Origin of the sequence: Peribacillus alkalitolerans (assembly GCF_010882125.1) — a bacterium.
GTDB lineage: Bacteria > Bacillota > Bacilli > Bacillales > DSM-1321 > Bacillus_BN > Bacillus_BN alkalitolerans.
In genome coordinates this window covers 74,921-101,379 of the sequence record NZ_JAAGVZ010000004.1, presented here as the reverse complement: position 1 = coordinate 101,379, position 26,459 = coordinate 74,921, and the positions used below count along the sequence as shown (strand labels likewise).

Here is a 26,459-nt window from a genome sequence, read left to right as displayed (position 1 = left end):
ATGAAGTTGGGTAATGCCGATGGAGGGAAGGCTAGCTACCAGTTATCACCCTTACTAGGGACACATTTACTACACGCAGAGGTAGGTTTAATAAATGGAAACAAAACTACTAAGGATAGCAGAATTAGCAAAATCTGAGCCTAAAATGACATTCACATCCCTTGCGCATTTATTAAATGAACAAGCACTCATTCAATGCCATCATGAATTACCTAATAAGAAGGCATCTGGTGTTAACGGGACAACTAAAGAACAATACAGTGAAAATCTAGAAGAAAACATAAGGGACTTAGTAAGTAAGCTTAAAAGCAAAAGTTATCGCCCTGTTCCAGTTAGACGAATGTATATCCCAAAGCTTAACTCAAACAAGAAGAGACCATTGGGAATACCGGAACATGAAGATAAAATTGTACAGAAAGGCATTGCTAAAATACTAAATGCAATCTATGAAAATGACTTTCTAGACTGTTCGTTTGGATTCCGTCCTAATAGAAGTTGCCATGATGCGTTGAAGATACTGAACCATTATATTGAAATGAGATCAGTAAGTTATGTAGTAGATGTAGATATCAAAGGCTTCTTTGACAACGTGGACCACAAATGGATGATGGAATTCTTGGAACTTCGAATCTCTGACCCTAACTTACTGAGAATAATCAGTAGGTTTCTGAAAGGTGGATACATGGAGGAAGGTAAGAAATACAAGACAGACAATGGTACACCGCAAGGTGGAGTAATATCTCCGATATTAGCCAATGTATATCCCCATTACGTTCTCGACTTATGGTTTGAGAAGGTGGTTAGGAAACAATGCAAAGGTCAGGCATACATAGTAAGATACGCAGATGATTTTGTCTGTTGCTTTCAAAATAAAAGTGAAGCACAGCAATTCTTCCATTCATTAAAGTCGAGATTAAAGAAATTTAACTTGGAAATAGCCGAGGATAAAACTAAAATTATTCCCTTCGGGAGGTTTGCGGAAAACAATGCAAAGCAAAAGGGGAATGGTAAACCAGCTTCCTTTGATTTCCTTGGGTTTACACACTATTGTGGGAAAAGTAAACAAGGGAAATTTAGAGTAAAGAGAAAATCGAGCAGAAAGAAAGTCCAAGGTAAACTCAAAGACTCTAAAGAATGGATAAAGAATAATAGAAATAATGATATTCATATCATTATGGATAGATTTAAACGCTCACTAATAGGCTATTACAACTATTATTGCATCACAGATAATATCCCAACTGTTAACAACTTCAAAGACAAAATCGAGTACTTACTATTTAAATGGCTGAACAGAAGAAGCCAAAGGAAATCCTTTACATGGGATAAATTCAGGCTCTTTCTTAATAAATATCCATTACCTTCACCAAGAATCAAAGTGAATATATATGAATTAAGAAAAGAGATTAGCTATATTCAGTAAAAGATAACTAGGAGGAGCCGTGTGCATTAATAGTGCAAGCACGGTTCTGTGAGGGGGGAGGAACACAATCTACCGAAGGTAGAGAGGTTCCCTTCTACTCGACTAGCTTATGAAAAAATTACTCAGATGTGTTTGAAACTTTTTTCCATTTCAAAGCGTATAAATATAAAATGGAAAAAGGTGGGATTGGTTAGTTGCAGAATACAAAGATGGATATTTACGATATATTTGCATATTACCAAGATGAGGGATTTTATTATAAATATATCCCTGAAAAAATGTTAAATTACATAAACAAAAAGTATGAGATACCCACTGAAGAATCTATAATTGCATTTTTACATTGTGGATTTAAAACTGGACTCTGCTTTACAGAGAAGGGTGTCTATTGGAAATTGTTTGGGCAAGGGAAAGGAAAAGGGAAAGGTAGTTTTTCTTGGGAGTTTTTAAAGAAAATAGACCATTTCAAAATTGAAAAAGATGAACTATATCTAAATAATGAGAAAGTTTTAATGATAGCAGGTACTTCATACCCTCCAAACGATTTAGTAAAACTGCTTGAAGAAATCAAGCGAAATTACATTGAACATCAAGATTTCTTAACTTTAAATACAAGTAATATATGTGATTTTTCAATAAATATTGAAAATGTGCTTCGTATATGTAGTACGTTTAAAGGTAATGAGGACTGCTTGTTGTGTACAATGTTAAACGTAGATATAAGAACTTCAGACTCTCTTTCAGATAAAACAAGAATTTCTCTAATGAAGAAAAATAACTTAGGAGAAGATGAAAAATTAATTGCTTATGTTAATACCTATATGGGCATAGGAACAAATGGAATCACAATTACTGAAAAAGGGGTTTTCTTTTCTAAGGAGTTCTTATCGATATATTTTCCTTGGCACGTTTTTAAGCAAATTAGTTTTGTATACAACAATGAGAATAAGGAACTTATAATTAATGATAGAATTGTTATGAATTTAAGTTGTTCAATTATAGAAGCTAATGATATATTTCTATTTCTTCAACAGTTACAGAAGCAATTGTACAATCCATAGCTTTTTAAATGAATGGGTAGCGAAATTAAACAATGCACTGCCTTGTTTTGTTTCATTAAGAAGAAGATTGTGAATTATTACACTTAAAGTAACGGGGGCTTGTGTTAAACAACGGAGGTAGTTGCAACACCTCTTTTTCTTGTTTAACAAACGGGGCTTACTTTTCACTAACGATAAGCTTTAGTTTAAGAACACGAGTTGCTACGGCAGCTCTTTTTTCTTATTTAAGTAACGGGGGAAGTTTTATTGAATAATGAAATGGAATATATTTAATAGATTTGAAAAGAAAAAATTAGTTTAAAAGGGGGCTAGGGAATGGTGAAAAAAAATAGTAAATCCATTGCTTCGTTAATATTAGGGATATTGTCAATAATCATACCTACTATTGGATTAATTTTTGGTGTTATTGGGATTATTATATCTAGGAAAAGCATCAAAGAAATTGATAACTCCAATGAAACAGGAAGAGGTTTAGCTATTTCAGGTAAGGTTTGTAGTATTGTTGGAATATGTATTCAGGTTCTTTTGACTATACTAGCAATTTTAGGGATATTGTCATACTTCGTGGTTGATGAAACAATTATTAAATAACGAACATTGCTTTTTTCTTATTCAAGTAATGATTGGCGATACTTCCACAAAGAGTATCGCTTTTTCCTTATGGTGCTCCCTCAGTAAGATACGATTATCTCTCAAATACTCACTTATTCGCAGGATATCAAAACACTTAGGAGATCAAAACAGGACGTATTGAATGAGTTTTAGACTTGTGGGCTTCATGAAGGCGTACTTAAATAAAGGAGGTAGTAATTAACTCCAACAATTTCCATTTAATGTACGCATTCTCCACGCCACCCTTGGAGGTTTTCACTCCCATGTCTCAACGGGTCAATTGCCCTTTCATTCCTTCGTCACACCTATCCAAGTGGTAGAGGCCGGTCTTTAATTGCTCTATTTCTGTCCTATAGACCTGTGATAACTCTGTTCTCAGTTCTTCCAGCGTCTCATTGGAGAACGGTAAAGCCGGAAGCTGTTCTTCCTACGTCCCGCACGAATAAGTGTACTTTTGGAGATCCCTCGCACCATAGTAATATTGAAATCTTTTTTAGAGAAATTCCCATAAACTCCTCTCTTTGATTGAAGTGGGTCTAGAAATAAATGAGCATTTATCGCAAACGGACATCAAGACAACCATAACATTTATGCACATTTGGCTATTTTGAAAGAAAAGGCCACCCAGGATATTATTCGAAGCTCTTAGCAAGTTTCAATTCTTCTTTTTTGCGGCCACCGGGCTTCATCAGAGGACGAAAACGTTGATTCATCAACGATTAAAATGGACAAGTTGAGCCCCCTTGGGCCCCAAGGGGATTCGTATGGTTACTTCCTAACGTTATGATTGATTTTGTTAACCTCACATGGATATGGTTACATAATTAATTAATATTAGATAGGTATGGACAAGCATACAAGCAAAACTAGTAAATTTTAATATATTTGATATTACTTCAAAAGAAAGGAGGTAATTCTTTTGTCAAAGTGTAAGGATCTTTGTTGTTCTACAACGTTTAATGAATCTCGATGTGTTGAAACCATGGCAAATATATTTCAAGGTAATATAGGTTTTACTACTTTTCTTTTTGATAAAAGTGGTGCTTTATATACTGGAACTATAAGTGAAGTAATTGATAATTCTGTTCTTCTCCTTAGAGAAGTAGTGAAATTCCCTTGTTTCTGTACCGACCCAACTCGGAGTATAAATTCCTTAAACAGGTATATTAGTATTTGTGAAATTAATGATTTTGATCTTACACCTCCTCCTACTGCGGACCTATCGTTGGTGAAAACAGATTTACCGGATCCAGTAACGGTGGGACAGGACTTAACCTATACGGTAACGGTTGCCAATGGTGGACCTGGCACCGCAACGAACGTAACGTTGACCGACATACTGCCTAGTTCTGTGATCTACGGTTCTTCCAGTCCCTCCCAGGGATCATGCTCGTTTGCTGCAGGCACTCTCACCTGCACCCTTGGCACCTTAGCGAGTGGAGGAACGGCGACCGTTAATATTGTTGTCACCCCCACCGCAGATTCAGTCCCAACCATCTCTAACGAGGTCATGGTTATCGGTGATGAGATCGATCCTAATCCAGCCAACAATTCGGACACGGAAACCACTACGGTTAATCCTGTAACAGCGGACCTATCGGTGGTGAAAATAGATTCACCGGATCCAGTAACGGTGGGACAGGACTTAACCTATACGGTAACGGTTGCCAATGGTGGACCTGACACGGCAACGGACGTAACGTTGACCGACATACTGCCTAGTTCTGTGATCTACGTTTCTTCCAGTCCCTCCCAGGGATCATGCTCGTTTGCTGCAGGCACTCTCACCTGCTCCCTTGGCACCTTAGCGAGTGGAGGAACGGCGACCGTTAATATCGTTGTCACCCCCACCGCAGATTCAGTCCAAACCATCTCCAACGTGGCCATGGTTACCGGCAATGAGATCGATCCTAATCCAGCCAACAATTCGGACACCGAAACCACTACGGTTAATGATTCTTGAAATATATTTAAGAATAAAAAAAGCAATTGTGCATGAGAACGGATTTCGGTATTGATTGACGTATTAATTACAAGGACCGTATCATCTAAATCATTTAAATCGTATGCAAAAAGAGGGTTCTTAAGGAGAACCCTCTTTTAATTGACTAAAGAAACTAACTTATTATGTTCACTATTAAATGCTATATTATGTAAAAAAAGGAAGTGTGATTTTTGTTAAGAATCCATTTTCTCTATCCTGCAATATCAATCACAGTAATATGGCAAATTTTAAAGGCTGTTAACATTCTTTTTATTAAAAAGAAATTCGAGTTAAAAAGAGAAGTAGTAAATCTGCTTTATTACATAAGTGTGATGGGTGTAATTGGACCCTCAGATGAAGTAACTATTTCAAGTGGAAAAAGTGTTAGCCAAAACAAATAAACTAAGATTTTCTTGTTGAAATTAGAGAAGCTCCAGCTGCCATTTGGTGGCTTTTTTTTTTGAACTAAAGGGGCAGTTTAGGTCAATAAGATTAAGAGATTTAATTGGTGAAATTTGGTATAATGTAAAATGAGTAAAGGAGGGACTTATGAAAAAAATTACAATGCACTTTATAATATTAATGTTTTTATTGTTAAGTTTAACAAGTTGTAGAATAGATAAAGATTCCAGTAAAGATATTTTTCAATATAAGGAGTCTTATATCGGTAATAACAGTGCGGTAGGAGGTATTATAGATCAATTACCTCATAGTAAAGAATTCAAACAAATGACACTTCAAACTAAAAAAAAGCCTTATGGAATGGTTATAGAATATAATAATTCAGCTGGTGACACTAAAAGTATTGCAATAAATAATGCAACTTTTTTATTTGCTTTAGTTAAAAATTTAGATTGGATTACCTTTGGTTTTCCTGATGAAAAATATACTTTGGAAAGAGATCAATTACAACAATGGTATGGAAAAGATTTAAGTGATTATACGAATGAAAAAGACTTAAAGAATCTCATTCAAACTAATTTAAAAGATAAAACAAAAGTAAATCAGTTATTTATATAATAACGTTTTACTATACAACTATCGCATGCGTTAGTTTAAGATCATGAGCTGCCGTTAAGGTGGCTTTTTTACTTATTGAACAAAAGGGGCAGGTTAGTTCCAGAAGGAGAAAGGATAATTTAGATAAGAAATTGGGGTGTATAAATTGAATAATGAACATGAATCAATCGTAACTATTGATATAAGTAATGTCCAAACTACAAATGATTTACATTTGCTTCTTAAAGATAAGCTCGAGTTTCCTGACTTCTATGGTGAAAACTGGGATGCTTTTTGGGATGCTATAACAGGGCTTATTAGTATGCCCGATAAACTTGTACTTATCGGTTGGTCTGAATTTGAAAAAAGCTTGCCCTCAGATGCAAAAATAATGAAAGAACTTCTTTACAAACACAATGATGAATATCCTACTTGGAAATGTGAGTACTTCTTCAATTAATGAGGGCGATTATCCAGAAGGATTATCGCTCTTATTTATTGAATAAAGCTTACATACTGTTATGTTGCTAAAGGGGCAGTTTAGTTAAATAAGAAGTGTCAAAACGGGGATACTATTTCCAAAAAATCAGTTTGAATTGGGGTATTAATAAGATGGCACTTCTTTTTCGTCTATTACTCATCATAATCCTTTTAGTTAGTAGTCCAATGTTAAGTATGGCTAAAGGGATAAAGTATAACCACAATAGCGAAACCATACCAGAAATAAAGAAAAAAGTTGATTTTACCATTTTGACTCCAAGAAAGATTCCTGACTATTGGACATTAGATACTAAAACTTCCCCTTGGATAATGCTGCATTATATGGATAGTAAGGATACAAAGCTGATGGTCTCTATTGATTTGAGAAGAGGATTCCCATTATCCGATGAAGACTTTCCTCATTCTCAGAAAGTTGATATTAATGGAAACAAAGGTTATTTTCAGGAATGGATTGATAGTGGTAATGTTGATAAAAATGGAGAAACCATAGCTGGGGGTTTACTTAATTGGGTACAAGATGGTACTTATATAGAAATGAATAGTTCAAGGTTACCGAAAGAAAGAATGTTAGAAATTGCGAGGTCAATGAAATAACAGTTTTCAACTAATGGAAGCGATTCTTCAATAGTGAAGGCTCGCTTTTTCATCTTCAAGTAACGGGGCAGGTTTGTGGAAGAAGGATATTTATGTGATTGAATGTTTTTTTTAGTTATCTTATTTGAAGAGAAGTGATTTATATATGAAATTTAAACAAAAAGATTTTACTGACGAACTGATGGGGAAAATTAATAAAACTGAATTGACTTTAAAAAGCAACATCGAGAGATTGTTGACTAAATATAAACCTGTATTTGCGAAGAAAAATTTAGATTTTGATGCTAGATTCGAAAAAGATGGCAAAGACCCTTTTATGCCTGGATACAGTTCCTCAATTTCAATTGGAATTGCCGATAAAAATGAAGAACCAATTGATTTCCATTCCATTAAAATATGGGAATGTGAACGTTCTTTCATAGGAATCCCCACTTCAAAGAAGATTCCTGGTAGCAAAATTATAGGGGAATTACTTGATGAAACTTTTGAAGAGATTCAGGAGGAATTGAAGGAATATATTGAAGAATTTTTAGCAGAGTAACTTAAGAACTTCTTCAACGGATAATCCAGGAGGGATTAGAGCTCCATATAATTGAAATCCTTACTGTGCTAAAGGGGCAGTTTAGTTGAAGAAGGAAACTTATATAGAGAGATCGAATTTTTACTAGCAGACTAAAGATTATACAGAATTTATATAAGGAGTAATTCCAATGAAGGAAAAAATTTTTAGGTACATAGACAGTAATTTTCCTAGCCTAACAAGTGAAGTACATCTAAGGTTTGAACTAGGTGAACCATATGAAAACGGAACTAATGATAGAATTAATCAAGTTGTTACAAGAGTGACTACATTGTTTGAAGAAGTGTTCAAGCCTGATGATTTTATATATGTTTATATAAAAGATTGGGAAGTAACAGAGGATATTATGTTTGGAAATACCACTCCAGAATACATATATGGTTTATTATGTAACCAAAATATAGAAGAGGAAACTTTGTTCGATATAGATGAGGATTATGATGATATAACGGGTCAAACAATAGAAATAAAGAATGAATACAAAGTGAAAATTGTATACTCACAATTAAAGTCTATTATCTACAAGGATATACTTGAAGGTATAGGAAATTATGAACAAGGAAGAGAACCTTCTATTGGACAATCTGTTTACTTTATTAGCACCGAAAAGGACATAATATTTCATATGTATGATGATAGAGGTTGTATAATTCATTCTAATGAAGTTGAGAAATTAATACATTTATATCATAAATATAATAATTGGTTGGTTGATTATTGGCGTGATGATATTGATAGCATTTTCAAAAAATCATAATCTTTCTTAATGAATTAACGGGGCGTTAGTTGAAGATCAGAGCTGTCATAAAAGGCAGCTTTTCTTATTCCACTAAAGGGGCAGGTTACTTATAAATATCCTAGATGAAAAATTAGTTCTAATGAATAGAAGGAATCCATGGAGGACTCAAAATAGTGGGAAATGGAAAAGTTGTAATATCGTTAATAAGTTTGGTGGTTTTAGCATTACTTTCTAGTTGTTCTAAAGTTGATAACGTAAGAGATCCTATTTCTATTTATGATATTGATTTAGAATACTTAGAAAATAACTCTGACTCTTCCATAGAAGCATTTATGGTTAAAGCAGATGATTCAGTAATTGGTAAAAAGGTTGATATGTTACTCCACGGAGACTATACTTGGTTTTTGAATTTACTCCAAAAAAACAAATCTGAGATTTTTGAAAATCAAGAACCCAACTCCTATTCTGTAAATATTGTATTTACAGAATTGAACAGGAGTATCGACTATCTGCCTGGTAGGTATAATGGAAAAAAAGTTTCTTTTTATATTAGTAAAGAATTAACAGACAAATTTATAAAAATATTTATAAACAAGAATCCAGTTAATACAATTCTGAAGAATAATACTATTTCTTCTAATGGGAAATTAGAAGGGGTAGTAACGGTTAGTGCAGGTAAACGTTCAATTGTTTTAGATAGGATTACATTGGAAATGGAATTGCCAGAAGAAGAAACTCCTATTACATGGCTAATAACAAATAATATTGAAGTCTTACCAAATCAGGTAAAGAAATTCCCCTTTACATTTAAACTTCCAAAGATTACACGATCTCAGGAAAGTCAAGATCCAATATTTTTAGAAACAGTAGTTGAACCCTTTGAACTTTATATCAATGACTATGAGCAATTGGAATTTGTGAAATAATTTTATTTAAGCTTTAAAAATACATTGGTTAGGAACAAAAGCTATTGGATCTCCTAATTTTATTGAAATCCAAATAGAGATAGGGGTTGTTTCTATACCAAGACAACTCCCTTTTTAGTTCCATTTATATAGATGATTGTGAAATGATTCACTTAAACAAAAGGGGGCGTTGATCTAAGAAGGATTAATGCTCTTTTTTGTTGAAATTCTTATTGAGCTAAAGGGGCAGGATAGTTGAACAAGGGTTGGGGATAATATGGCTAAAAAAGGGTGTAAAGATAGTGAAAAGAACATTATGTATTTTTATAATCTTATTAACCTCTGCTAGTATTAGTGAAATAACATATGCCGAATCGAATGATATACCGAACCAATATGAGGATTTCTATCTTGGAATAGGTTATCAATCATCTGAGAAAGCATTAAAAGCCTTTGAGAACCATTTAAAGCAAGATGTGAAATTACCCCTCCGTTTACCCTCGATCGCTTTTACTCACCAATTCGGTAGGTTTATTAATTTAGAAGGGGACGTTAACGACTCATTTGAAGTTAAATACATAAATGATAAATTACCTGAAAATCATTATAAAATTGATATTCGACTAGTAGAAAATGGATTTCAATTAAGGGACCACAACATCTTAAACACCTATGAATTAAGGGATGGTAATAAAGCCTCGTATCTAAAAATTTTCGGATTTAATTTACTAGTCTTCAACAAAGATAATTTTCAGTATGTGTTGAGTATTGATAAAAGAATCGAGAACGAAGTAACTCCTGAAAATTTGGTTGAGATTGCTAATTCTATGGATTATTCTCATAATAAAATAAAGTAGTTCTTTAACTTAGGGGCGTTAATCTGAAAATGATTAGCGCTCTTATTTATTTAATTAATCATATGCTGCTATGGTAGAAACGGGGCAAGTTTGTTAAACAAGGAGTTATATATGAAAAAATCGAATATAATAATTCAACTACTAAGATTTGTTTTAGGAGGGAAATTTTGAACAATAAATACAATTGGTTTTATATTCCTATTACTGTCATTTCGATTATTGTATTAATGTTACAAAAGGCTGGACCGTTTACGGGAAGATTAACTTATGTTGCATTTGCTTTATTCACTATACTATGTGTAGTCTTAACTATTGAAAATAAAGACTCAAAAGGTAAAATGTTTGGGGTTATCCTATTTTTTCTTTTTATGTTTGTTGTTCTTTTAAATTAGCTTTAACATTAATAGCTTTTACAGTGTCAATTCCACTGAAAAGATCTAGTGTTTTGGAGTGATGGAGTTTAGGGAAATCAGGGTGTAAATACATAGAAAGGTGGTGTTTAGAGTTGCAAAAATGTGAAAACTGCAACACTCAATTTAGCTGGTACAAAATCTTTAAATCTAATGTATGGTCCTATAAACCTATTGAATGTGACAGATGTGGTTCTGAACATAAGATTACCTTTCTAGGTAGGGTGACATTTGTTAGTTTAACTATTATACCTATGATGATTTTCATTAACTTCCTTTCGCCCTTCAATAATATTATAGTGAGCTTTTTTATAGGAATCTCTATATTACTAATCGGTTCTTTGCTGGCACCATTTTTAGTGAAATATAAAAAGTGTGAGATAATACCTTAATCAAACTTTGGCGATGATCCAGAAGGATTATCGCTATTTTATATGAAGTAAGTAATATGCTTCTGTGGAAGTAAAGGGGCAGTTTACTTTCATAAGCAGGAGGATTTTTTATTAGCGTTGAATACAGTATGAGTGATAAATTTTGTTATTTGAACTTCTTAGCTGTAAAAATAGATGTATAAAATATTAATACTGAATTGAAAAAATATTATGTCTTAAGTTTCAAGGAGTGTTTTTATGTCTAATAAGGAACAGATTAATCGTTTAAAAGAATTAGTAAATGGATTAGCAAATTATGAGTTTGAGACCGAAGAAATATTAGATAGATGTACAGACATAAAAGAAATTACTAAGAACGTATGGGATCAAAGCTTTTCTGAAATCATTAGTAGCCTTACTGGATTAAGTAACAACAAGGATGATTATTATTTTAAAGGGGATTATCAATTATATTGGCTAGATTGTTTAGGTTTTCCCAATGAATTACTAAAACTTAAAGATAAAAATGGAAAGATAATAGATAGAATAGCATATCATTATGGCTCATTGCCTTCTGATTTCAATATGAATCATTCATTTGATGATTCATTTATTGAAAAGATTAGCTTAGAAGAAAACAATGTAACTAACCTTATTATTGATATTAAATTAGATTCACAAGAGTATAGCTTTGCTAGGGTAAATTTTAAGAACGTGAAATTGTTACTGCTTGATAGAGAGAATGATGATGATTTTAATAAGACTGTAAAAAGAAATGAAATGATTGATTATCAATCATTGATAGGTGTAGAAATCATATGTGCTTCTGAAATTCCTGCTATTGATTACTTTTTAATGGGTTATGACCTAGAAAAAGAGGATGAATTGAAACAATGCAGAGTATTTAATTTTTCTGTTTATTACAGGAATGATAATCGACAAAGGTATGGTAATTTATATGTTTTTAGTAGGAGTTGGGAAATTGATAAAGGTAACTCATTGGATCTCAAATAGATTTCCTTATTTAGCTAACGGGGGCAAGAGTTAAAGATTGTGATCGCTGCGGCGGTCTTTTTGTTTGACTAAAGGGGCAGGTTAGTTGAAGAAGATTTTTTAATTAAAACTAAATCATTTGAAGTTATGATTGAAAAGGGAGGGTCAATAATGAAGAATCTTATAGGTAATGTCATTTATGTTCTTATATTTCTTATTATTTATTTTGTCTATTTCAAAATTACTCAATATATATACAATGCATTCATTCCCTTTAATCCTACTTCAAGTCTATTTTCAATATTAATTTTAATTTTTGTTTTACCCCCCTTATCTTTTATCTCAACTGCAATAATATTAAAAATCATAAAGGAATCTTCTTAAGATAACGTGGGCATTAGTTTAAGATCAGGAGCTGCTGTAGGGTGACTTTTTTACTAATTGAACAAAAGGGGCAGGTTAGTTCAAAAAGAACAAAAAAATAATTCCTCGGATTATCGCATAGAGAAGAAAGAGCGATGCAGAAATTCTTTTTTAATCCATTTCCTAATTTCCTTTGAATGCTGTTTAGTATTAAACCTACAATCAAAATTACAATGAAATTACCTTCTCCATTAAATTAAACAGATAGCAACTGAAACAAGTTGCAATGGTCAGAAGGAACTTCTTCTACTAATGAGTCAGGTTAATTGAATAAAAAATTGTTTAAATTTTTTTGCAGTTTACTCTAATTGTGATGGAGTGTATTTTGGGGAAACCAAGAAGTAGTGTGTAATTTTCTACTTCTTGAAATATGTTTTAATTATTTACCCAAATAAATTTTACATTTAGGTCTTGTTTATTTTCTGAAAAAGTCTTATTGAATTCACCATTCTCGATTATGGTCTTAAATGCAAATCTCATACTATCTATCCATTGATTTATATTTTCATCATCTTCTTTGGCATAGATAGAAGGGAAAGTTTTGTTCAATCTAATAAGATCTTCCTTATCAAAATGATGGCTGAAATTGTACTCGGAGGATTCTGAGGATGACTTTAAAAGTAATGGTGAAATATTAATTTGTTTATTTTTTCGATAAAAAGAAAGGACATTTTTCTTTCCTGAGGTAATATTATCAATCTCAATAACAACTTCTTTAACTTGCATTACTATCTCTCCTTTACTATTAGATAAATATTAACAAACGAATGGGGAAATGGTACAGAAATTGTAAAACTATTTAATTTGAAGATTTCAGGATATGTTAATAAACAACAAAAGGGGCAGGATAGTTTAATAGTCTTAAAATCCTCTTGATCTTGCGAAGAATAACTTCTTTAATCTTCTTGTTTATTCTTCTTATTAATAGAATCAAGTGAGTTTATTATTACATACCAAAACAATGCCAGAATAAGAAGATTATTATAATCTGGGTTTCCTAAGAAAGGGATAAACCAAGGTGTGATGTAGGCTAGGATAAAGCAAGCAACAATCATTATAATTACTGTAATGATCTTCAAACCATTTTTCCTCCTTTATATCTTATTGTTATTTATATTATAAAGATAAAAGTATAAATGTGGGTAAATTATCCATTTGGTTTTGAGACCTTTTTTGTTAAACAAACGGGGCAGGTTACTTATAAATATCCTAGATGAAAAATTAGTTCTAATGAATAGAAGGAATCCATGGAGGACTCAAAATAGTGGGAAATGGAAAAGTTGTAATATCGTTAATAAGTTTGGTGGTTTTAGCATTACTTTCTAGTTGTTCTAAAGTTGATAACGTAAGAGATCCTATTTCTATTTATGATATTGATTTAGAATACTTAGAAAATAACTCTGACTCTTCCATAGAAGCATTTATGGTTAAAGCAGATGATTCAGTAATTGGTAAAAAGGTTGATATGTTACTCCACGGAGACTATACTTGGTTTTTGAATTTACTCCAAAAAAACAAATCTGAGATTTTTGAAAATCAAGAACCCAACTCCTATTCTGTAAATATTGTATTTACAGAATTGAACAGGAGTATCGACTATCTGCCTGGTAGGTATAATGGAAAAAAAGTTTCTTTTTATATTAGTAAAAAATTAAGAGACAAATTTATAAAAATATTTATAAACAAGAATCCAGTTAATACAATTCTGAAGAATAATACTATTTCTTCTAATGGGAAATTAGAAGGGGTAGTAACGGTTAGTGCAGGTAAACGTTCAATTGTTTTAGATAGGATTACATTGGAAATGGAATTGCCAGAAGAAGAAACTCCTATTACATGGCTAATAACAAATAATATTGAAGTCTTACCAAATCAGGTAAAGAAATTCCCCTTTACATTTAAACTTCCAAAGATTACACGATCTCAGGAAAGTCAAGATCCAATATTTTTAGAAACAGTAGTTGAACCCTTTGAACTTTATATCAATGACTATGAGCAATTGGAATTTGTGAAATAATTTTATTTAAGCTTTAAAAATACATTGGTTAGGAACAAAAGCTATTGGATCTCCTAATTTTATTGAAATCCAAATAGAGATAGGGGTTGTTTCTATACCAAGACAACTCCCTTTTTAGTTCCATTTATATAGATGATTGTGAAATGATTCACTTAAACAAAAGGGGGCGTTAGTTTAAGATCAGGAGCTGCCGTTAAGGTGGCTTTTTTGCTTACTGCACTACCATGAAAATTAACTTCTATAACTGGGGTTAAAAGGTAATACTTAAATAGACGCAGCTCATTCATTTTTTAAAAAGAGGAGCGCCTGATCAAGGTGTTTATGGACGGATATACTAGATTACGAGGCTTCGGTAATGGTGACGGTATAACCTAAATAATATAAAAACAATGGTTCACCCTAGACAAAAGGGAATTAGACTTTATATTGAACTTGAAACCACGGACCATCCTTTAGCAGTGGAATGTAGAAACAGAGTTACAATTGAACGGGTACAAGAGATAGCTAAGAACTGTGTGTGAATAAAGATAATCAAGAAAAAGAGCATTTGATTTTATATCAACGCTCTTTTTTCTACGATTTAAAGTGTTAATTTGGTGCTAATTATAATGATATAAATCTAATTTAAATTAGCTTTCCCTCCGAAAAGAGAAACCGTTAGATAATTTTAAATGGAGATTCTGAACCCACCAAATGCAGTTAAACATGGGTCCAATCTTTGAAAGATCTCTTTGAAGAGAACCAAATCAATGTTTTTATTTGGAACGGACTTCATTAGTATAAATAAACTAAATGACCATTTAATTGAATAAGGGATTAATATTAATTTTGTAGAATTATTAATTTATTTAAAATAAGGTTTGTGTAATATTGATGAAAAAACAAAAAATCAGCATCGAATGTTAGTAAGTTTCGGATATAAATTCCTTGTAGTTTGTCCAAATTGTAAATGAAGACCGCGTCCTATAATACATTAAAGCACATAGCGGGGAGTCAAGCTAAGTTCAACAGTGAGGTTACCAGGTTGACTGGAAAAAACCTGAATACTATCAAAATTATTAATCGTAAATGCAAAGGCTTCATTTTCCTGAAGTGGCTCAGAAGCGAAAAATGTATCCAAACCTAATCGGAAAGTAACGGTAACTTCTGCGTTCGGAAGCTGAACATTAATTAATTTTATATACCCTGTTGCAGTAACCGGCAAATTTGCAATATAAATTGTTTCTCTGTCATTTATACTAGTTATTGTTCTAGTAATTGGCAAACAGACTTTGTCTTGGACAGTGTCGACCTTACAAGCATCGTTCGCAAATCCAGCATGCACATTTCCAAAACATGACATAAACAAACAACTCCTTTCATTTTATTCTGATGGGTGAATACAATCTAAGTTTGTCTTCATATATATTCTATGAAACTACCATTTAGTTGGTATGGTCTAGCGTGGAATAGGTCGTCTTAAAATCTAGCAGATATTATATTTGATCTTAATAGTTACGGTAGTAGCCTTTTTTTGGATAAATAGACAACTATGGAGGGCAAAACAAATGGAATTAAAAGAAGACGATTTTGCTTTTGGATATTTTTGCTTTGAAATTCATAGTGAATAATCGGTTCTTCAACTAAAGTGGGCAAGAGTTAATGAGGGTGATCGCTGTGGCGGTCTTTTTGTTTGTTCGACTAAAGGGGCAGGATAGTGAGCATTCGAGAGATATTCGTATTAATCTGAGGAAGTTGAATCATTCTATATGATTGAATATCTATTATTCTTAAACTCTATTAAAAAAGGCGATTTTATTATATCTACTGATTTAAATTCACATAAGATACTAAGGAGATATTATCTCAAAAAAATATTATTTGGAAAGTAGATGATTGGTATGCCTTCAAATGGAAGACCAGATTTTTTTGTTCCAAGTGGGATTATTGTTATGTGGAGCGGATCTATTAACAATATTCCGCAGGGTTGGCTATTATGCGATGGTACCAATGGTACTCCAGACTTAAGAGACAGATTTGTAATGGGTACTGTCTCCGATCCAGAAATTGGAGACATAGGTGGAAGCAACAGCATTACTTTAAATGTACCTCAATTACCTTCACATTCACATGGTGGTGTTACAGATATCGCTGGAAATCACAATCATACGGCAACTACCGATCTCGCCGGAAGTCACACTCATACGGGAACCACCGATATAGAAGAAGCTCACGCGCATGTCTATGGTATATCTAGATTTGTAACTGAAGGTATTGCGGGTTTTACTGATGGTGATCGATTGTATGCAAACGAACTTAGTTTTAGTGTAGCTACCTCATTTGCCGGAAGACATGCCCATTCTGTCACAACCGATAGTAGTGGTAATCACGTTCATACTGTCACTGTCGCGAACGCGGGATTACATGACCACAGCTTTAATACAAATAATACGGGGAATGGAGCCCCAATTGACATAACAAATCCATTTTACAAATTAGCTTTTATTATGAAAACATAGCTTCTACTGTGTTGTAAGTGGAAATGTATTACAGCTTAGGTGTACAAATATGTTACGATATTCAGCCAATGGAAGTTTTTGAGAGAATCAAAATTCGAGCTTAATAATTAGCTTATTGGGGTCCCGGTAGCAAAAAGCGGAAAAAATACGCTAATCTATCGCGGACCAGAAAAAATCCTTATTTTTCTACTCTTAAAAAAATAAGGATTTCATCATTTAAATAATTAATGGTCTCAACGAACCCAAATTAGTGGTTTTGTTAATATCAAAGGAGTACTCCCCCAGGAAATTGATATGTTCCTAACCCAAAGGTGAAATATAAATGGAATTAGGGGTGTGTCTATGAAAAATAAGTTTATTATGTTTGCTTCAATATCCATTTTAAGTTTATTTTCTATTTTTCTATTTTCATCAAACATATTTTCCAAGAGTCCTGAAGTGAAGATAAGGGAAGCATTCTATATTTACGATGTTACGGATAAGAAGAAACTAGTAGGAAACAGTGAACATTTATTTATAGCTAAGGAATTAAGCAAGTAGGAACTGAATCGCCTCGAAAGATTCAACCACATACCCAATTAGAAGTCGAAGTAATCAGGAATAAACGGGGGCTTTAGTTGAACAACAAATAGAAATAGAGGATGATCATTAGTCGATCATCCTCTATTTCACTTTATGGCAGGTTAGTTCAAAAAGCTGCAATCCAGATTTATTAGGTTTTGACGCTTTTTTACATTTTATAAAAATTAATTAGAATCAACAACAGCACTTTTTTTATAGAAAAAGAACATCTTCTTGCAGCCCATTATCTTCCAATTTCAAACCAGCTATCACACTTGTCAAATGTATCTCCATAGCCTTTTCAGCTTCTAGTTTATCTCTTGATTCAAGGGCTTTTACTATAGTAATATGCTCTTCAATGGATGGGTTTATTTTTAATGTTTCCAGAGGATCAAATAATACAACGTAGATAGTAGTTCTGCTAACAATATCTTTAACATATTCGAACAATAGTTTATTTTGTGACGCTTCAGCTATGATGAAGTGGAAAGAGTCATTCATTTTATAATAGCTATCCGTATCTCGATGATCAAATGTTCGTTTCTCTTCATCTATTAAATTATAAAGCTTTTCAATATCTTCTTTGCTAATCCGCTCAGCTGCTAGTCCAGCGGATTGCTTTTCTAGAAGTAACCTAACTGAATAGGCATCTTTCATCTCTTCTGCAGTTGGTTTAATGACAAAAGCTCCCCTATTTGGGGTAACTTGCACATATCCTTCATGCTCTAATTTTTTTATAGCCGCTCTTACAGGCGTCCTGCTAACATTTAGCTTTTTTGCAATTGCCGCTTCCACAAGCTGACTCCCTGGCCGGATGAAGCGGTTATAGATTGATAATTTAATCTTTGTGTAAACCAATTCCTCCATATTTGATTTTTGAATACTGTCCTGACTCATATTGTAACCACCTAACGGATAGGAATAATTAATTCATTATTTCTTTACATTATATTATTTTTCCCTCTCATTTCCAACCAAGTAGAGGACAACCCCCTTAAATTAAAATTATGTTTTCATTTGAAAACCATAAGCTTATTAGGTTATTTCCATATAAAGAAATTTCAAATTTGAATAATCAGAATATTTTAATATCAATTGTATACTAATTTTGTATACCATGTTATCATTGTTTTTAAGTAATTTACCATTCTTCATTTTTTTAGAAATATTATTCGATAGGGGGGATTCAGCGGAATAGGTATTATAATCCAATAGCCATTTGTCATTATTTTTTCATTATGAAGACAAAACTTGCCGGTATAAAGATTGATCATGAGGATTCCAACTAGCTTTTTTATTTATTTTCTTAATTTTAATTAGTTTATAAAAAGTGAGGTTATGATATATGGAACATAAAGTTCACCCGGAGTTAAGACAATCGTACACGTTACCATCACGTCTATACACAGATGAGGCGGCATTGAAAATCGAACAAGAGAAAATTTTTGAAAAATCATGGTTATTTGCTGGTCACGTAAGCCAGGTAAAACATAACGGCGACTTTTTTACGAAAGATATTGCTGGACATTCAATTTTAATTGCCAAAGGAAACGATGGATTCATTCGAGCATTTTATAACGTTTGTACTCATCGTGCATCTAAACTAGAAGAAAGAGAATGCGGTAATAAGAAGATGCTCCAATGCCCTTATCACGCTTGGACATTTACACTAGATGGTCACTTAAATCGAGCACCAAATATGAAGGGACTCCAATTTGATGCAGAGGATTTTTGTTTAAAACAACCAAAACTTGAAATTGTGGCAAGTTTTATTTATATAAACTTAGATGAAAACGCTTCCTCCATGTCTGAAGTATTTGGTAATTTGTTTGACGGGTTAAAAGATTATCCTCTTGAGGAATTAAAAATTGCTCGTGTGCAAGAAGATATTGTGAAATGTAATTGGAAAGTAACTATAGATAATTATTTGGAATGTGACCACTGTCCAACTATTCATAAAGGATTTGTGAACACTCTGGATATGGACAATTATGAAATTAGGACATTTGATAACTACTCTTATCAAGGTGTTCCATTGCGCTCTGGTACTAATGAACCGGATAAATTAGGTCAAAGTGCAAAATATTACTTCCTATATCCGAATATGTGGATTAGCGTGAATCCAGGACTTCCTAACGTTTCTATTAATCAATCAATTCCAATTGATCACGAAACTACTAAATTAATTTATACGACATATTTCTTAGATTTAAACGACTTAGATGCACAAAAAAAATTCTATGCATTTCTAGATCAAGTTCGGGAAGAAGATTTTGTAATATGTGAAACCGTTCAAAAAGGACTTCAATCAAAAGGCTATACACAAGGACGTTTTTCATTAACGGAAAATTGTGTTCATCATTTCCATTTGTTAGTACAACATGCACTTGAAAGTGAGCAAGCTTATGTTCCATTAACAATAGGGGTGAAGTAAATGGAGAAGCAACAGTTAAAACGAGTATTAAAAACGCGCCATCTATCGATGATCTCGATGGGAGGAGTAATTGGAACTGGGTTATTTTTAGGGTCAGGTTTAACTATTAATAGTGCAGGCGCTGGAGGAGCGATTGTAGCCTATCTGATTGGTGGGTTTATGACGTATCTCGTAATGCTTTGCCTTGGGGAACTTGCAGTTGCCATGCCAGTTACAGGATCTTTCCAAGCCTATGCAACGAAATACATTGGTCCATCGACAGGTTTCATGGTCGGAATTGTTTATTGGATGAGTTGGGCGACTACAGTCGGTCTTGAATTTACAGCGGCAGGTTTGTTAATGAAGCGATGGTTTCCTGATATGCCGACTTGGATTTGGTGCTTATTTTTTATCGTTTTACTGTTCGGAATAAACGCGTTAACCACAAAAGGTTTTGCTGAAACAGAATATTATTTTGCTGGAATTAAAATTGTGGCGATTATTTTATTTATTATCATTGGAGGATGTGCCGTTTTAGGCATTATCTCTTTGAAAGGCGGTCAAGCGGCCCCATTCTTCTCCAACTTATACAATGACGGAGGTTGGTTCCCAAAAGGGTTTACTCCAATTTTAATAACAATGATATCTGTACTTTATGGATTCCAAGGAACAGAACTGTTGGGGGTTACAGCTGGTGAATCCGAAAATCCAAAACGTGACATTCCAAAAGCAACAAAAAATATTATTTTCCGCGTCCTTCTATTTTATGTGACAAGCATTATCATCGTAAGTGCTATGGTCCCATGGAGAAACGCAGGACTTGTAGAAAGCCCATTTGTAATGATGTTTGACAAAGTAGGGATTCCATATGCAGCAGACATCATGAATTTTGTTATTTTAACCGCTGTTTTGTCAGTGGGGAATTCGGGTTTATACCTTTGCTCACGTATGTTTTTCGCAATGAGTGAAAGTGGTCAGGTTCCAAAAGCATTCGGAAAATTAAACAAACGACAAATTCCTATGAACGCACTATTAGTTAGTTTGGCATTTGCCCTTTTATCATTGTTAACTAGCGTAATAGCAGCTAACACCTTATTTGTTGTATTGTTAGCAATATCAGGAATCGGAACGACTATTGCCTGGGCTGTCATTGCTCTTTCACACATAAACTTTAGACGTGCTTACATAAAAAATGGAGGTAAATTAGAAGATTTGGCATTTCGAGTGAAATGGTATCCATTTGTTCCAATCGCTTCGTTTATTATGTGCGTAGGGATCATACTATCACTTGTATTAGATCCAGACCAACGCGCATCGTTCTATTGGGCAACTGGATTTGTAGTTTCCTGTTATGTATATTATCTAGTACGATTTAAATGGTTTAATAATGTTATACCAATACAAGCAACTAAGATAGAAGAACATTTGTAATTAGTCTTATTACACTAGACTAGGTATTCTTAAATCCCAAAAATGGCATCAGAAGGACATGAAATTTATCTTATGGGGTAGACACTTGAAAAAGGTCACTTCTATAGACTCACTAAAAAATTCATTTGCTGTAAAAGAAATAAAAAAACGAACCGTTGTATTTCTTTGAAATTACAAAGGATGAGTTTATCTATGTAGATAAACGAATAAAAAAGTTATTACGTTCAGATAAATAGGTCATGGGGGAGGGCTGGTACCAAAAAAGTCTAGCAGAAATAATCTGCTAGACTCTTCTTTGTCCAAATTTATTAGAATTACATAGTTGTGTTACCCGAAATCTATTGTCTTCCCTCTGTTAACGGAATAGATTCATATACCTCTGGGTCAATATCATATACTGAACCATCAGTTACTCCATTAATTATACCGTATAAGCCTCTTTCAACAGCCTTAACGAGTTGTCCTTTTTTCTTTTGGCCCATGCTATGAGTTTGACCTCTCACTTCAAATAACACAGTTCCACTTCCGTTAAGTGCAAAGGATGCTAATGCTGTGCCAGGTAGGTTTTGACCTTGAGGATAAAGCGTAATATTTTTAAATGGTGAATCTCCGTATTCTTGTAATGCGTTATAAATTGCAACATTTAACTGTCGTGAAAAATCATATTTATAGTTTTCTGCATATGTTGCATATTTGCTTCCTGCATCCGTACTTGGATCTGGAACAAATTGACCACTGATTGAAAACGTTACTAAATCGTCAGTGCCGTCAACTTCATAATATGGTGCTTGATGGTGCAAATCTATGAAAACCTCTACCTTACCATACTCTTCTACGAGAGATTTATAGACATCACGAACTGTTTGCGATTCTGGTGTTATGAACCACCCTGGCTCAGAAGATTTTGCAGGGAAGTCTTTTGGTTGTGGCACATAATCTAGATTAGGGTTAAAGTCGCGATTCACATCAAAACCAGGCTGTGACTTATAATCAAAATTTGAATCTTTGTATGTATAGTAATTCCATGATGGAGCAGCATTTTCAAGCTGAGGAAAAGCCTTCACAACCTCTTGCCAAGTCATATTATTTCCGCGACGACTTAATTCAGATGCATCCGGATTCATCTTAGGTAATGCTACTAGTGTTATTTCTTCTCGTATTTTCTCAGCTTCTGGAGAGTTTCCACCTAGATACTGTAAAATACTTAATAACGCTTCAGTTCCAGTTGGTTCATTTCCGTGGATTTCACTTTGAATTAGGATTACTTTTTTACCAGTACCTACCGTAGCTTTCCAAATTTCTCTACCTTTATTCGAAAATCCCGCTACTTCAACAGCAACTTTCCCATGGCTGTTTTGTACAATTTGCTCAAGTTTTTTTCCCAACTGAGCATGGTTCGTAAATCCTTCTACAGATAAAACTTGTTGATCGGGTGTACCCGGTGAAGTTTGACCTGCAGCAAATGTTGGTGTTACTAGACTAGCAGTTAGGACAATTGCTCCTATAGTTGTAATAACTTTCCTTTTTTTCATTTAACAAAACTCCTTTGTATTATTTTGCAGAACTTACCCCTCCAATTAAGTACCTTTAGAAATTGCTTCTTTACTAACCGACTAAACTATTACTCATCTCCAATCCATTCCTAATAAAGTAGTTTTAATCTTATGAATTTTCACTACAATGTAAAGTATAGGAGAGTTAATAGAATTAGTTAATAGGAGTAAGCTCTTATTATTTCGCAAAGCTAAATATCTACCTATTAAGAGGAAAAAAATTGTCGAAATTAGAAAATGAATCACATTATGGAGAGAAAACAATTTATGAATAAATAGAGGGACTTTATTAAGAATTATTGGTTGTAAATACCAATAATAATGATTTTGACAAAATCTATTTTGACTGACTAAGAAGAAAAATCGAAAGGTCGATTTGTGTCGAAAAGAAAAAGAAAAGGTTACTACTATTTCATTTCTACCAATCTGTTAGTAGGATTTTCCATGAAGAAGGTCCTGGGATTATAGGGTAAATGCAATCGCTCATTTTTCGGGGAGTAATTGTGCGCTACTAAAGTCGCGGGAAGGAAACGAAAGGATAGTAATATGAATGCATGGCTATTCTGACTAATGCAGCAAGACAAAAAAAACTCCGAGTAAGGGTTTTGGTGTCCTTTACTCGGAGTAAAGTTCAGAATGTAGTGTCTTTACTAGTCATTGTTTGGCTCATTATGGTCGCGAGGATTTACTAAATGATGAACAAAAAAAGAACTTAGATCAACTTTAAAAAGAATCATACTTTTATAGAAAAGTTTAATCATCTTCAAGATGACCATGGTAATCAATTTTCATAACTTATTACCTGCTTTTATCCATTTTAGGTTTCTAACCATAGCATCTTTAGACCAATCAGCGGGCATTTCTTGATCAGTAATAACACAATCAATTGATGAGAATGACCCTATATGAAAAAGAGCCTTCTGATTAATTTTAGAAGAATCAGTTACAACATAAACACTTCTTGATCTTTTCATCATAATAGTAGATGCAGTTGCTTCATCAATATCGAAATCACATATTCCTTCTTTGCTTATTCCTCCACATGAAATAAACGCTTTATCAAAATAAAAGTGTTCTAATAAATGATTTGTTAATGGTCCACTGATTGAACGTTGTAGTGGATTAGTTGTTCCTCCAAGTACGATTACTTTGCCATCAAATAGTTGGTTTTCTAATCGATTATTTAAGATTTCGGCTGCTGCTAATGAGTTGGTCACAATCGTGATATTTTTTACATTTTTAATTGAACTCGCAATATGTAAGGTTGTTGATCCAACATCTAGTGCAATTGTTTCTCCATCCATAATGAAAGTTGCGGCAGCTTCCCCTATCATTTTTTTTTGATGATGAGAGATGCCGATTTTTTTATTAAAATGAGGTTCTTTAATCAAACCAAAATATTGAATAGCCCCGCCGTGAATTCTGCGTAATTTCTTTTTCTCCTCAAGCGCGCTTAAATCTTTTCGAATCGTTTCTGGTGTTACGTTTAATTTTATTGCTAAATCTACTACATTGATTTTATTTTTTAGCTCAAGTTCTCTAATTATTACTCTATACCTATCTGTAATTAAATACTTATCCATATAATCTTCTCAAAGCCTCCATCATTTTGATTTGTTTTGTTTTCACAAATTATAAGAAATGAAAATAAAAATATGACTAAGAAAAAATTAAGTTTTGTAAATTATTCAAAAATGGAAAGTAAAACAAAATCAAAAAGCATCTTTTTCATCTATCTTATCTACTATAAATTGAAACTTCACTCATTAGGGAACTTCTCGTTAATCTGCGATAAATAATCTAAATGTTTTCTTAGAAAGGCTTTTTGTGTCGTTTGCTTTGGTTTATTTGTTTTCTGTTTTTTCTTTGTTTTTTTTACATACCTTTCTAGTATGATTAATAATCTATCAATATTTTTATTCTATGATGTAAAGGTAGATTACGGGGATAATGGCGGCAGTTCTTAAATTATGATTGCTTGTACTTGAAACTGTATATTGCTTTTCCCCTATTTTTACTCTTTTCGATTGCTGGGCTCTATTAATTTTTAATAATTTGGAGGTAATTTTTATGAGTAATCAGGATCTAAACAAAGGGTTAGACAGAAGGAGTTTTATAAAAATAGGAGGAATGAGTACGCTTGCGTTAACACTTGCGTCAACTGGTTTGCCGGGAGATTTTTTTACTAACAATGTACATGCTGAAGAATTTGAAAATGCTAAGCTTCAATTTAACTCAGATGGAAAGTTTAAAGTTGTACAATTTAACGACACTCAAGATGATGAACGAATTGATCGCAGGACAATTGAACTTATGGAGAAAGTTCTTGACTCAGAGAAGCCGGATTTTGTTGTTCTTAACGGTGACAATATTACAGGCGGCTGTGATACGGAACTAGAGATGAAACAAGCCTTAAATAATGTAGCTCAACCAATGGAAAAAAGAGGAATTAAATGGGCAGTTACCTTTGGAAATCATGATGAAGATTCTTCTTCCAAGAGTGGAATGTTTGAGAATGACATGCTGAATTTCTATATGAAGTACAAAAATAATATGAATGAACCTGGAGAAAAGGGCATTACTGGAACAGGAAACATGAACCTCTTAATAAGAAAATCAAAAGGCAATAAAGCCGCATTTAACCTCTGGCTACTTGATAGCGGTAGATATGCACCAGCACAAATAGCTGGGCAAGATTTTAAAGGATACCCTACTTGGGACTGGCTTCGTTTTAATCAAGTTAATTGGTATTATGAGAAATCCAAAAAACTTGAGAAGCAGTACGGTTATAAAGTACCTTCACTCGTGTTCATTCATATTCCTCTTTGGGAACATCGTTTTATGTGGTATGGAAGTGTTGATAGCAGAACACAAGCTAACCATGATCTTGCAGCGACGAAACATAATATAGTAGGAGAAAGAAATGAAGATGAATGTCCAGGACCGGTTAACGGAGGTTTGTTTTCAGCCATGTTAGAGAGAGGCGACGTTAAGGGTGTTTTCTGTGGGCATGATCATATAAACACCTATTGTGGCAACTATTATGGAATTTTGCTTGGGTATGCTGGTAACACAGGTTTTGGAACGTACGGTCTTTCTGGTGCTGAAAGAAACAGACTTCGTGGAGCGAGAGTTTTCAATTTGGATGAAAATAAAGAAGGTGTTCTTGTAGAAACCCATATGGTTTTCGCTAAGGACTATGGAATTGATTTAACTGCGAACGATCAAAGTATGGATCCTTTACCATTAAATAATGAAGAAAAGGAAAAAGCAGTGAAAGGATAAATACAGTTCATCTTATCTGTCACAATCGTATAAAACTATTTTTAATGGAGGTAACAACATGTTACAAAACATAGGAGTACCTGGCCTGATTTTAATATTAATTATTGCTCTAATCATATTTGGGCCATCTAAGTTACCTGAAATTGGGCGTGCATTTGGTAATACATTAAGAGAATTTAAAAGCTCAGCAAAGGATTTACTGTCAGAGGAAAAAGATAGTGGTCATTCTAAGTAAGCGTATCGAAGATG

27 protein-coding genes are annotated in these 26,459 nt (G+C 33.3%); 21 read left to right on the top strand and 6 right to left on the bottom strand.

Annotated elements, in window-relative coordinates:
* Positions 1-94 precede the first annotated feature (94 nt).
* From ltrA to G3O09_RS06555, 14 genes are all read left to right on the top strand, one after another.
* Positions 95-1,423, top strand: coding sequence for a group II intron reverse transcriptase/maturase (ltrA, locus tag G3O09_RS06620; protein ID WP_163100710.1), 1,329 nt, complete (start codon positions 95-97; stop codon positions 1,421-1,423).
* Between the two features lie 194 nt (positions 1,424-1,617).
* The gene (locus G3O09_RS06615; protein WP_163100709.1) at positions 1,618-2,484 is read left to right on the top strand and encodes a hypothetical protein; all 867 of its coding nucleotides are present in this window, start codon (positions 1,618-1,620) and stop codon (positions 2,482-2,484) included.
* A 315-nt stretch (positions 2,485-2,799) separates the two neighbouring features.
* Entirely contained in the window at positions 2,800-3,075 is a 276-nt protein-coding gene (locus G3O09_RS06610; protein WP_163100708.1) for a DUF4190 domain-containing protein, read from the top strand.
* A gap of 940 nt (positions 3,076-4,015) precedes the next feature.
* Positions 4,016-5,059 carry a DUF11 domain-containing protein gene (locus G3O09_RS06605; protein WP_163100707.1) on the top strand — a complete coding sequence of 348 codons (1,044 nt, stop codon included), beginning with the start codon at positions 4,016-4,018 and terminating at the stop codon, positions 5,057-5,059.
* A 570-nt stretch (positions 5,060-5,629) separates the two neighbouring features.
* Positions 5,630-6,100 carry a DUF4825 domain-containing protein gene (locus G3O09_RS06600; protein WP_163100706.1) on the top strand — a complete coding sequence of 157 codons (471 nt, stop codon included), beginning with the start codon at positions 5,630-5,632 and terminating at the stop codon, positions 6,098-6,100.
* 145 nt (positions 6,101-6,245) lie between these two features.
* The gene (locus G3O09_RS06595; RefSeq protein WP_163100705.1) at positions 6,246-6,539 is read left to right on the top strand and encodes a barstar family protein; all 294 of its coding nucleotides are present in this window, start codon (positions 6,246-6,248) and stop codon (positions 6,537-6,539) included.
* Between the two features lie 152 nt (positions 6,540-6,691).
* Entirely contained in the window at positions 6,692-7,174 is a 483-nt protein-coding gene (locus tag G3O09_RS06590; RefSeq protein ID WP_163100704.1) for a DUF4367 domain-containing protein, read from the top strand.
* 145 nt (positions 7,175-7,319) lie between these two features.
* Positions 7,320-7,715: a hypothetical protein gene (locus G3O09_RS06585; RefSeq protein WP_163100703.1), complete on the top strand. Its 396-nt coding sequence runs from the start codon at positions 7,320-7,322 to the stop codon at positions 7,713-7,715.
* 169 nt (positions 7,716-7,884) lie between these two features.
* The gene (locus G3O09_RS06580; RefSeq protein WP_163100702.1) at positions 7,885-8,511 is read left to right on the top strand and encodes a DUF3885 domain-containing protein; all 627 of its coding nucleotides are present in this window, start codon (positions 7,885-7,887) and stop codon (positions 8,509-8,511) included.
* 155 nt (positions 8,512-8,666) lie between these two features.
* Positions 8,667-9,419, top strand: a complete 753-nt coding sequence (locus G3O09_RS06575) for a sporulation protein (protein WP_163100701.1) — start codon at positions 8,667-8,669, stop codon at positions 9,417-9,419.
* 281 nt (positions 9,420-9,700) lie between these two features.
* Positions 9,701-10,255: a hypothetical protein gene (locus tag G3O09_RS06570; protein WP_240338360.1), complete on the top strand. Its 555-nt coding sequence runs from the start codon at positions 9,701-9,703 to the stop codon at positions 10,253-10,255.
* Between the two features lie 167 nt (positions 10,256-10,422).
* Positions 10,423-10,647, top strand: coding sequence for a hypothetical protein (locus G3O09_RS06565; RefSeq protein WP_163100700.1), 225 nt, complete (start codon positions 10,423-10,425; stop codon positions 10,645-10,647).
* 113 nt (positions 10,648-10,760) lie between these two features.
* Positions 10,761-11,057 carry a TIGR04104 family putative zinc finger protein gene (locus G3O09_RS22990; protein WP_163100699.1) on the top strand — a complete coding sequence of 99 codons (297 nt, stop codon included), beginning with the start codon at positions 10,761-10,763 and terminating at the stop codon, positions 11,055-11,057.
* A 237-nt stretch (positions 11,058-11,294) separates the two neighbouring features.
* The gene (locus G3O09_RS06555) at positions 11,295-12,050 is read left to right on the top strand and encodes a hypothetical protein (RefSeq protein WP_163100698.1); all 756 of its coding nucleotides are present in this window, start codon (positions 11,295-11,297) and stop codon (positions 12,048-12,050) included.
* A gap of 777 nt (positions 12,051-12,827) precedes the next feature.
* On the opposite strand, the gene G3O09_RS06550 is transcribed toward G3O09_RS06555, so the two are convergent.
* Both G3O09_RS06550 and G3O09_RS06545 read right to left on the bottom strand, forming a co-directional pair.
* Entirely contained in the window at positions 12,828-13,178 is a 351-nt protein-coding gene (locus G3O09_RS06550) for a hypothetical protein (RefSeq protein ID WP_163100697.1), read from the bottom strand.
* Positions 13,179-13,348: 170 nt separating this feature from the next.
* Positions 13,349-13,531, bottom strand: a complete 183-nt coding sequence (locus G3O09_RS06545; RefSeq protein ID WP_163100696.1) for a hypothetical protein — start codon at positions 13,529-13,531, stop codon at positions 13,349-13,351.
* Between the two features lie 185 nt (positions 13,532-13,716).
* Here G3O09_RS06545 and G3O09_RS06540 point away from each other — a divergent pair, with 185 nt between their 5' ends.
* Complete coding sequence (locus tag G3O09_RS06540; RefSeq protein ID WP_163100695.1) at positions 13,717-14,469, top strand: sporulation protein; 753 nt, start codon at positions 13,717-13,719, stop codon at positions 14,467-14,469.
* Between the two features lie 973 nt (positions 14,470-15,442).
* On the opposite strand, the gene G3O09_RS06535 is transcribed toward G3O09_RS06540, so the two are convergent.
* A complete protein-coding gene (locus G3O09_RS06535; protein WP_163100694.1) occupies positions 15,443-15,811 on the bottom strand; it encodes an S-Ena type endospore appendage in 369 nt (122 codons plus the stop codon).
* Positions 15,812-16,340: 529 nt separating this feature from the next.
* Here G3O09_RS06535 and G3O09_RS06530 point away from each other — a divergent pair.
* Together G3O09_RS06530 and G3O09_RS06525 are read left to right on the top strand one after the other, a co-directional pair.
* Positions 16,341-16,967 (top strand): hypothetical protein, encoded by a 627-nt coding sequence (locus G3O09_RS06530; RefSeq protein ID WP_205439616.1) that lies wholly within the window; start codon positions 16,341-16,343, stop codon positions 16,965-16,967.
* Positions 16,968-17,309: 342 nt separating this feature from the next.
* Positions 17,310-17,507 carry a hypothetical protein gene (locus G3O09_RS06525; protein WP_163100692.1) on the top strand — a complete coding sequence of 66 codons (198 nt, stop codon included), beginning with the start codon at positions 17,310-17,312 and terminating at the stop codon, positions 17,505-17,507.
* Positions 17,508-17,741: 234 nt separating this feature from the next.
* On the opposite strand, the gene G3O09_RS06520 is transcribed toward G3O09_RS06525, so the two are convergent.
* The gene (locus G3O09_RS06520) at positions 17,742-18,425 is read right to left on the bottom strand and encodes a GntR family transcriptional regulator (protein ID WP_163100691.1); all 684 of its coding nucleotides are present in this window, start codon (positions 18,423-18,425) and stop codon (positions 17,742-17,744) included.
* Between the two features lie 448 nt (positions 18,426-18,873).
* Between G3O09_RS06520 and G3O09_RS22730 the strand changes: the two genes are divergently transcribed.
* The gene (locus G3O09_RS22730) at positions 18,874-19,962 is read left to right on the top strand and encodes an aromatic ring-hydroxylating oxygenase subunit alpha (protein WP_163100690.1); all 1,089 of its coding nucleotides are present in this window, start codon (positions 18,874-18,876) and stop codon (positions 19,960-19,962) included.
* Positions 19,963-21,372: an amino acid permease gene (locus G3O09_RS06510; protein ID WP_163100689.1), complete on the top strand. Its 1,410-nt coding sequence runs from the start codon at positions 19,963-19,965 to the stop codon at positions 21,370-21,372. It abuts the gene before it with no gap.
* Between the two features lie 338 nt (positions 21,373-21,710).
* On the opposite strand, the gene G3O09_RS06505 is transcribed toward G3O09_RS06510, so the two are convergent.
* Together G3O09_RS06505 and G3O09_RS06500 are read right to left on the bottom strand one after the other, a co-directional pair.
* Positions 21,711-22,904: a M14 family zinc carboxypeptidase gene (locus tag G3O09_RS06505; protein ID WP_163100688.1), complete on the bottom strand. Its 1,194-nt coding sequence runs from the start codon at positions 22,902-22,904 to the stop codon at positions 21,711-21,713.
* Between the two features lie 809 nt (positions 22,905-23,713).
* Positions 23,714-24,508, bottom strand: coding sequence for a DeoR/GlpR family DNA-binding transcription regulator (locus G3O09_RS06500; RefSeq protein ID WP_163100687.1), 795 nt, complete (start codon positions 24,506-24,508; stop codon positions 23,714-23,716).
* Between the two features lie 487 nt (positions 24,509-24,995).
* Here G3O09_RS06500 and G3O09_RS06495 point away from each other — a divergent pair, with 487 nt between their 5' ends.
* Entirely contained in the window at positions 24,996-26,210 is a 1,215-nt protein-coding gene (locus G3O09_RS06495; RefSeq protein ID WP_163100686.1) for a metallophosphoesterase family protein, read from the top strand.
* Positions 26,211-26,268: 58 nt separating this feature from the next.
* Positions 26,269-26,445, top strand: a complete 177-nt coding sequence (gene tatA, locus G3O09_RS06490) for a twin-arginine translocase TatA/TatE family subunit (RefSeq protein ID WP_163100685.1) — start codon at positions 26,269-26,271, stop codon at positions 26,443-26,445.
* Positions 26,446-26,459: the final 14 nt, after the last annotated feature.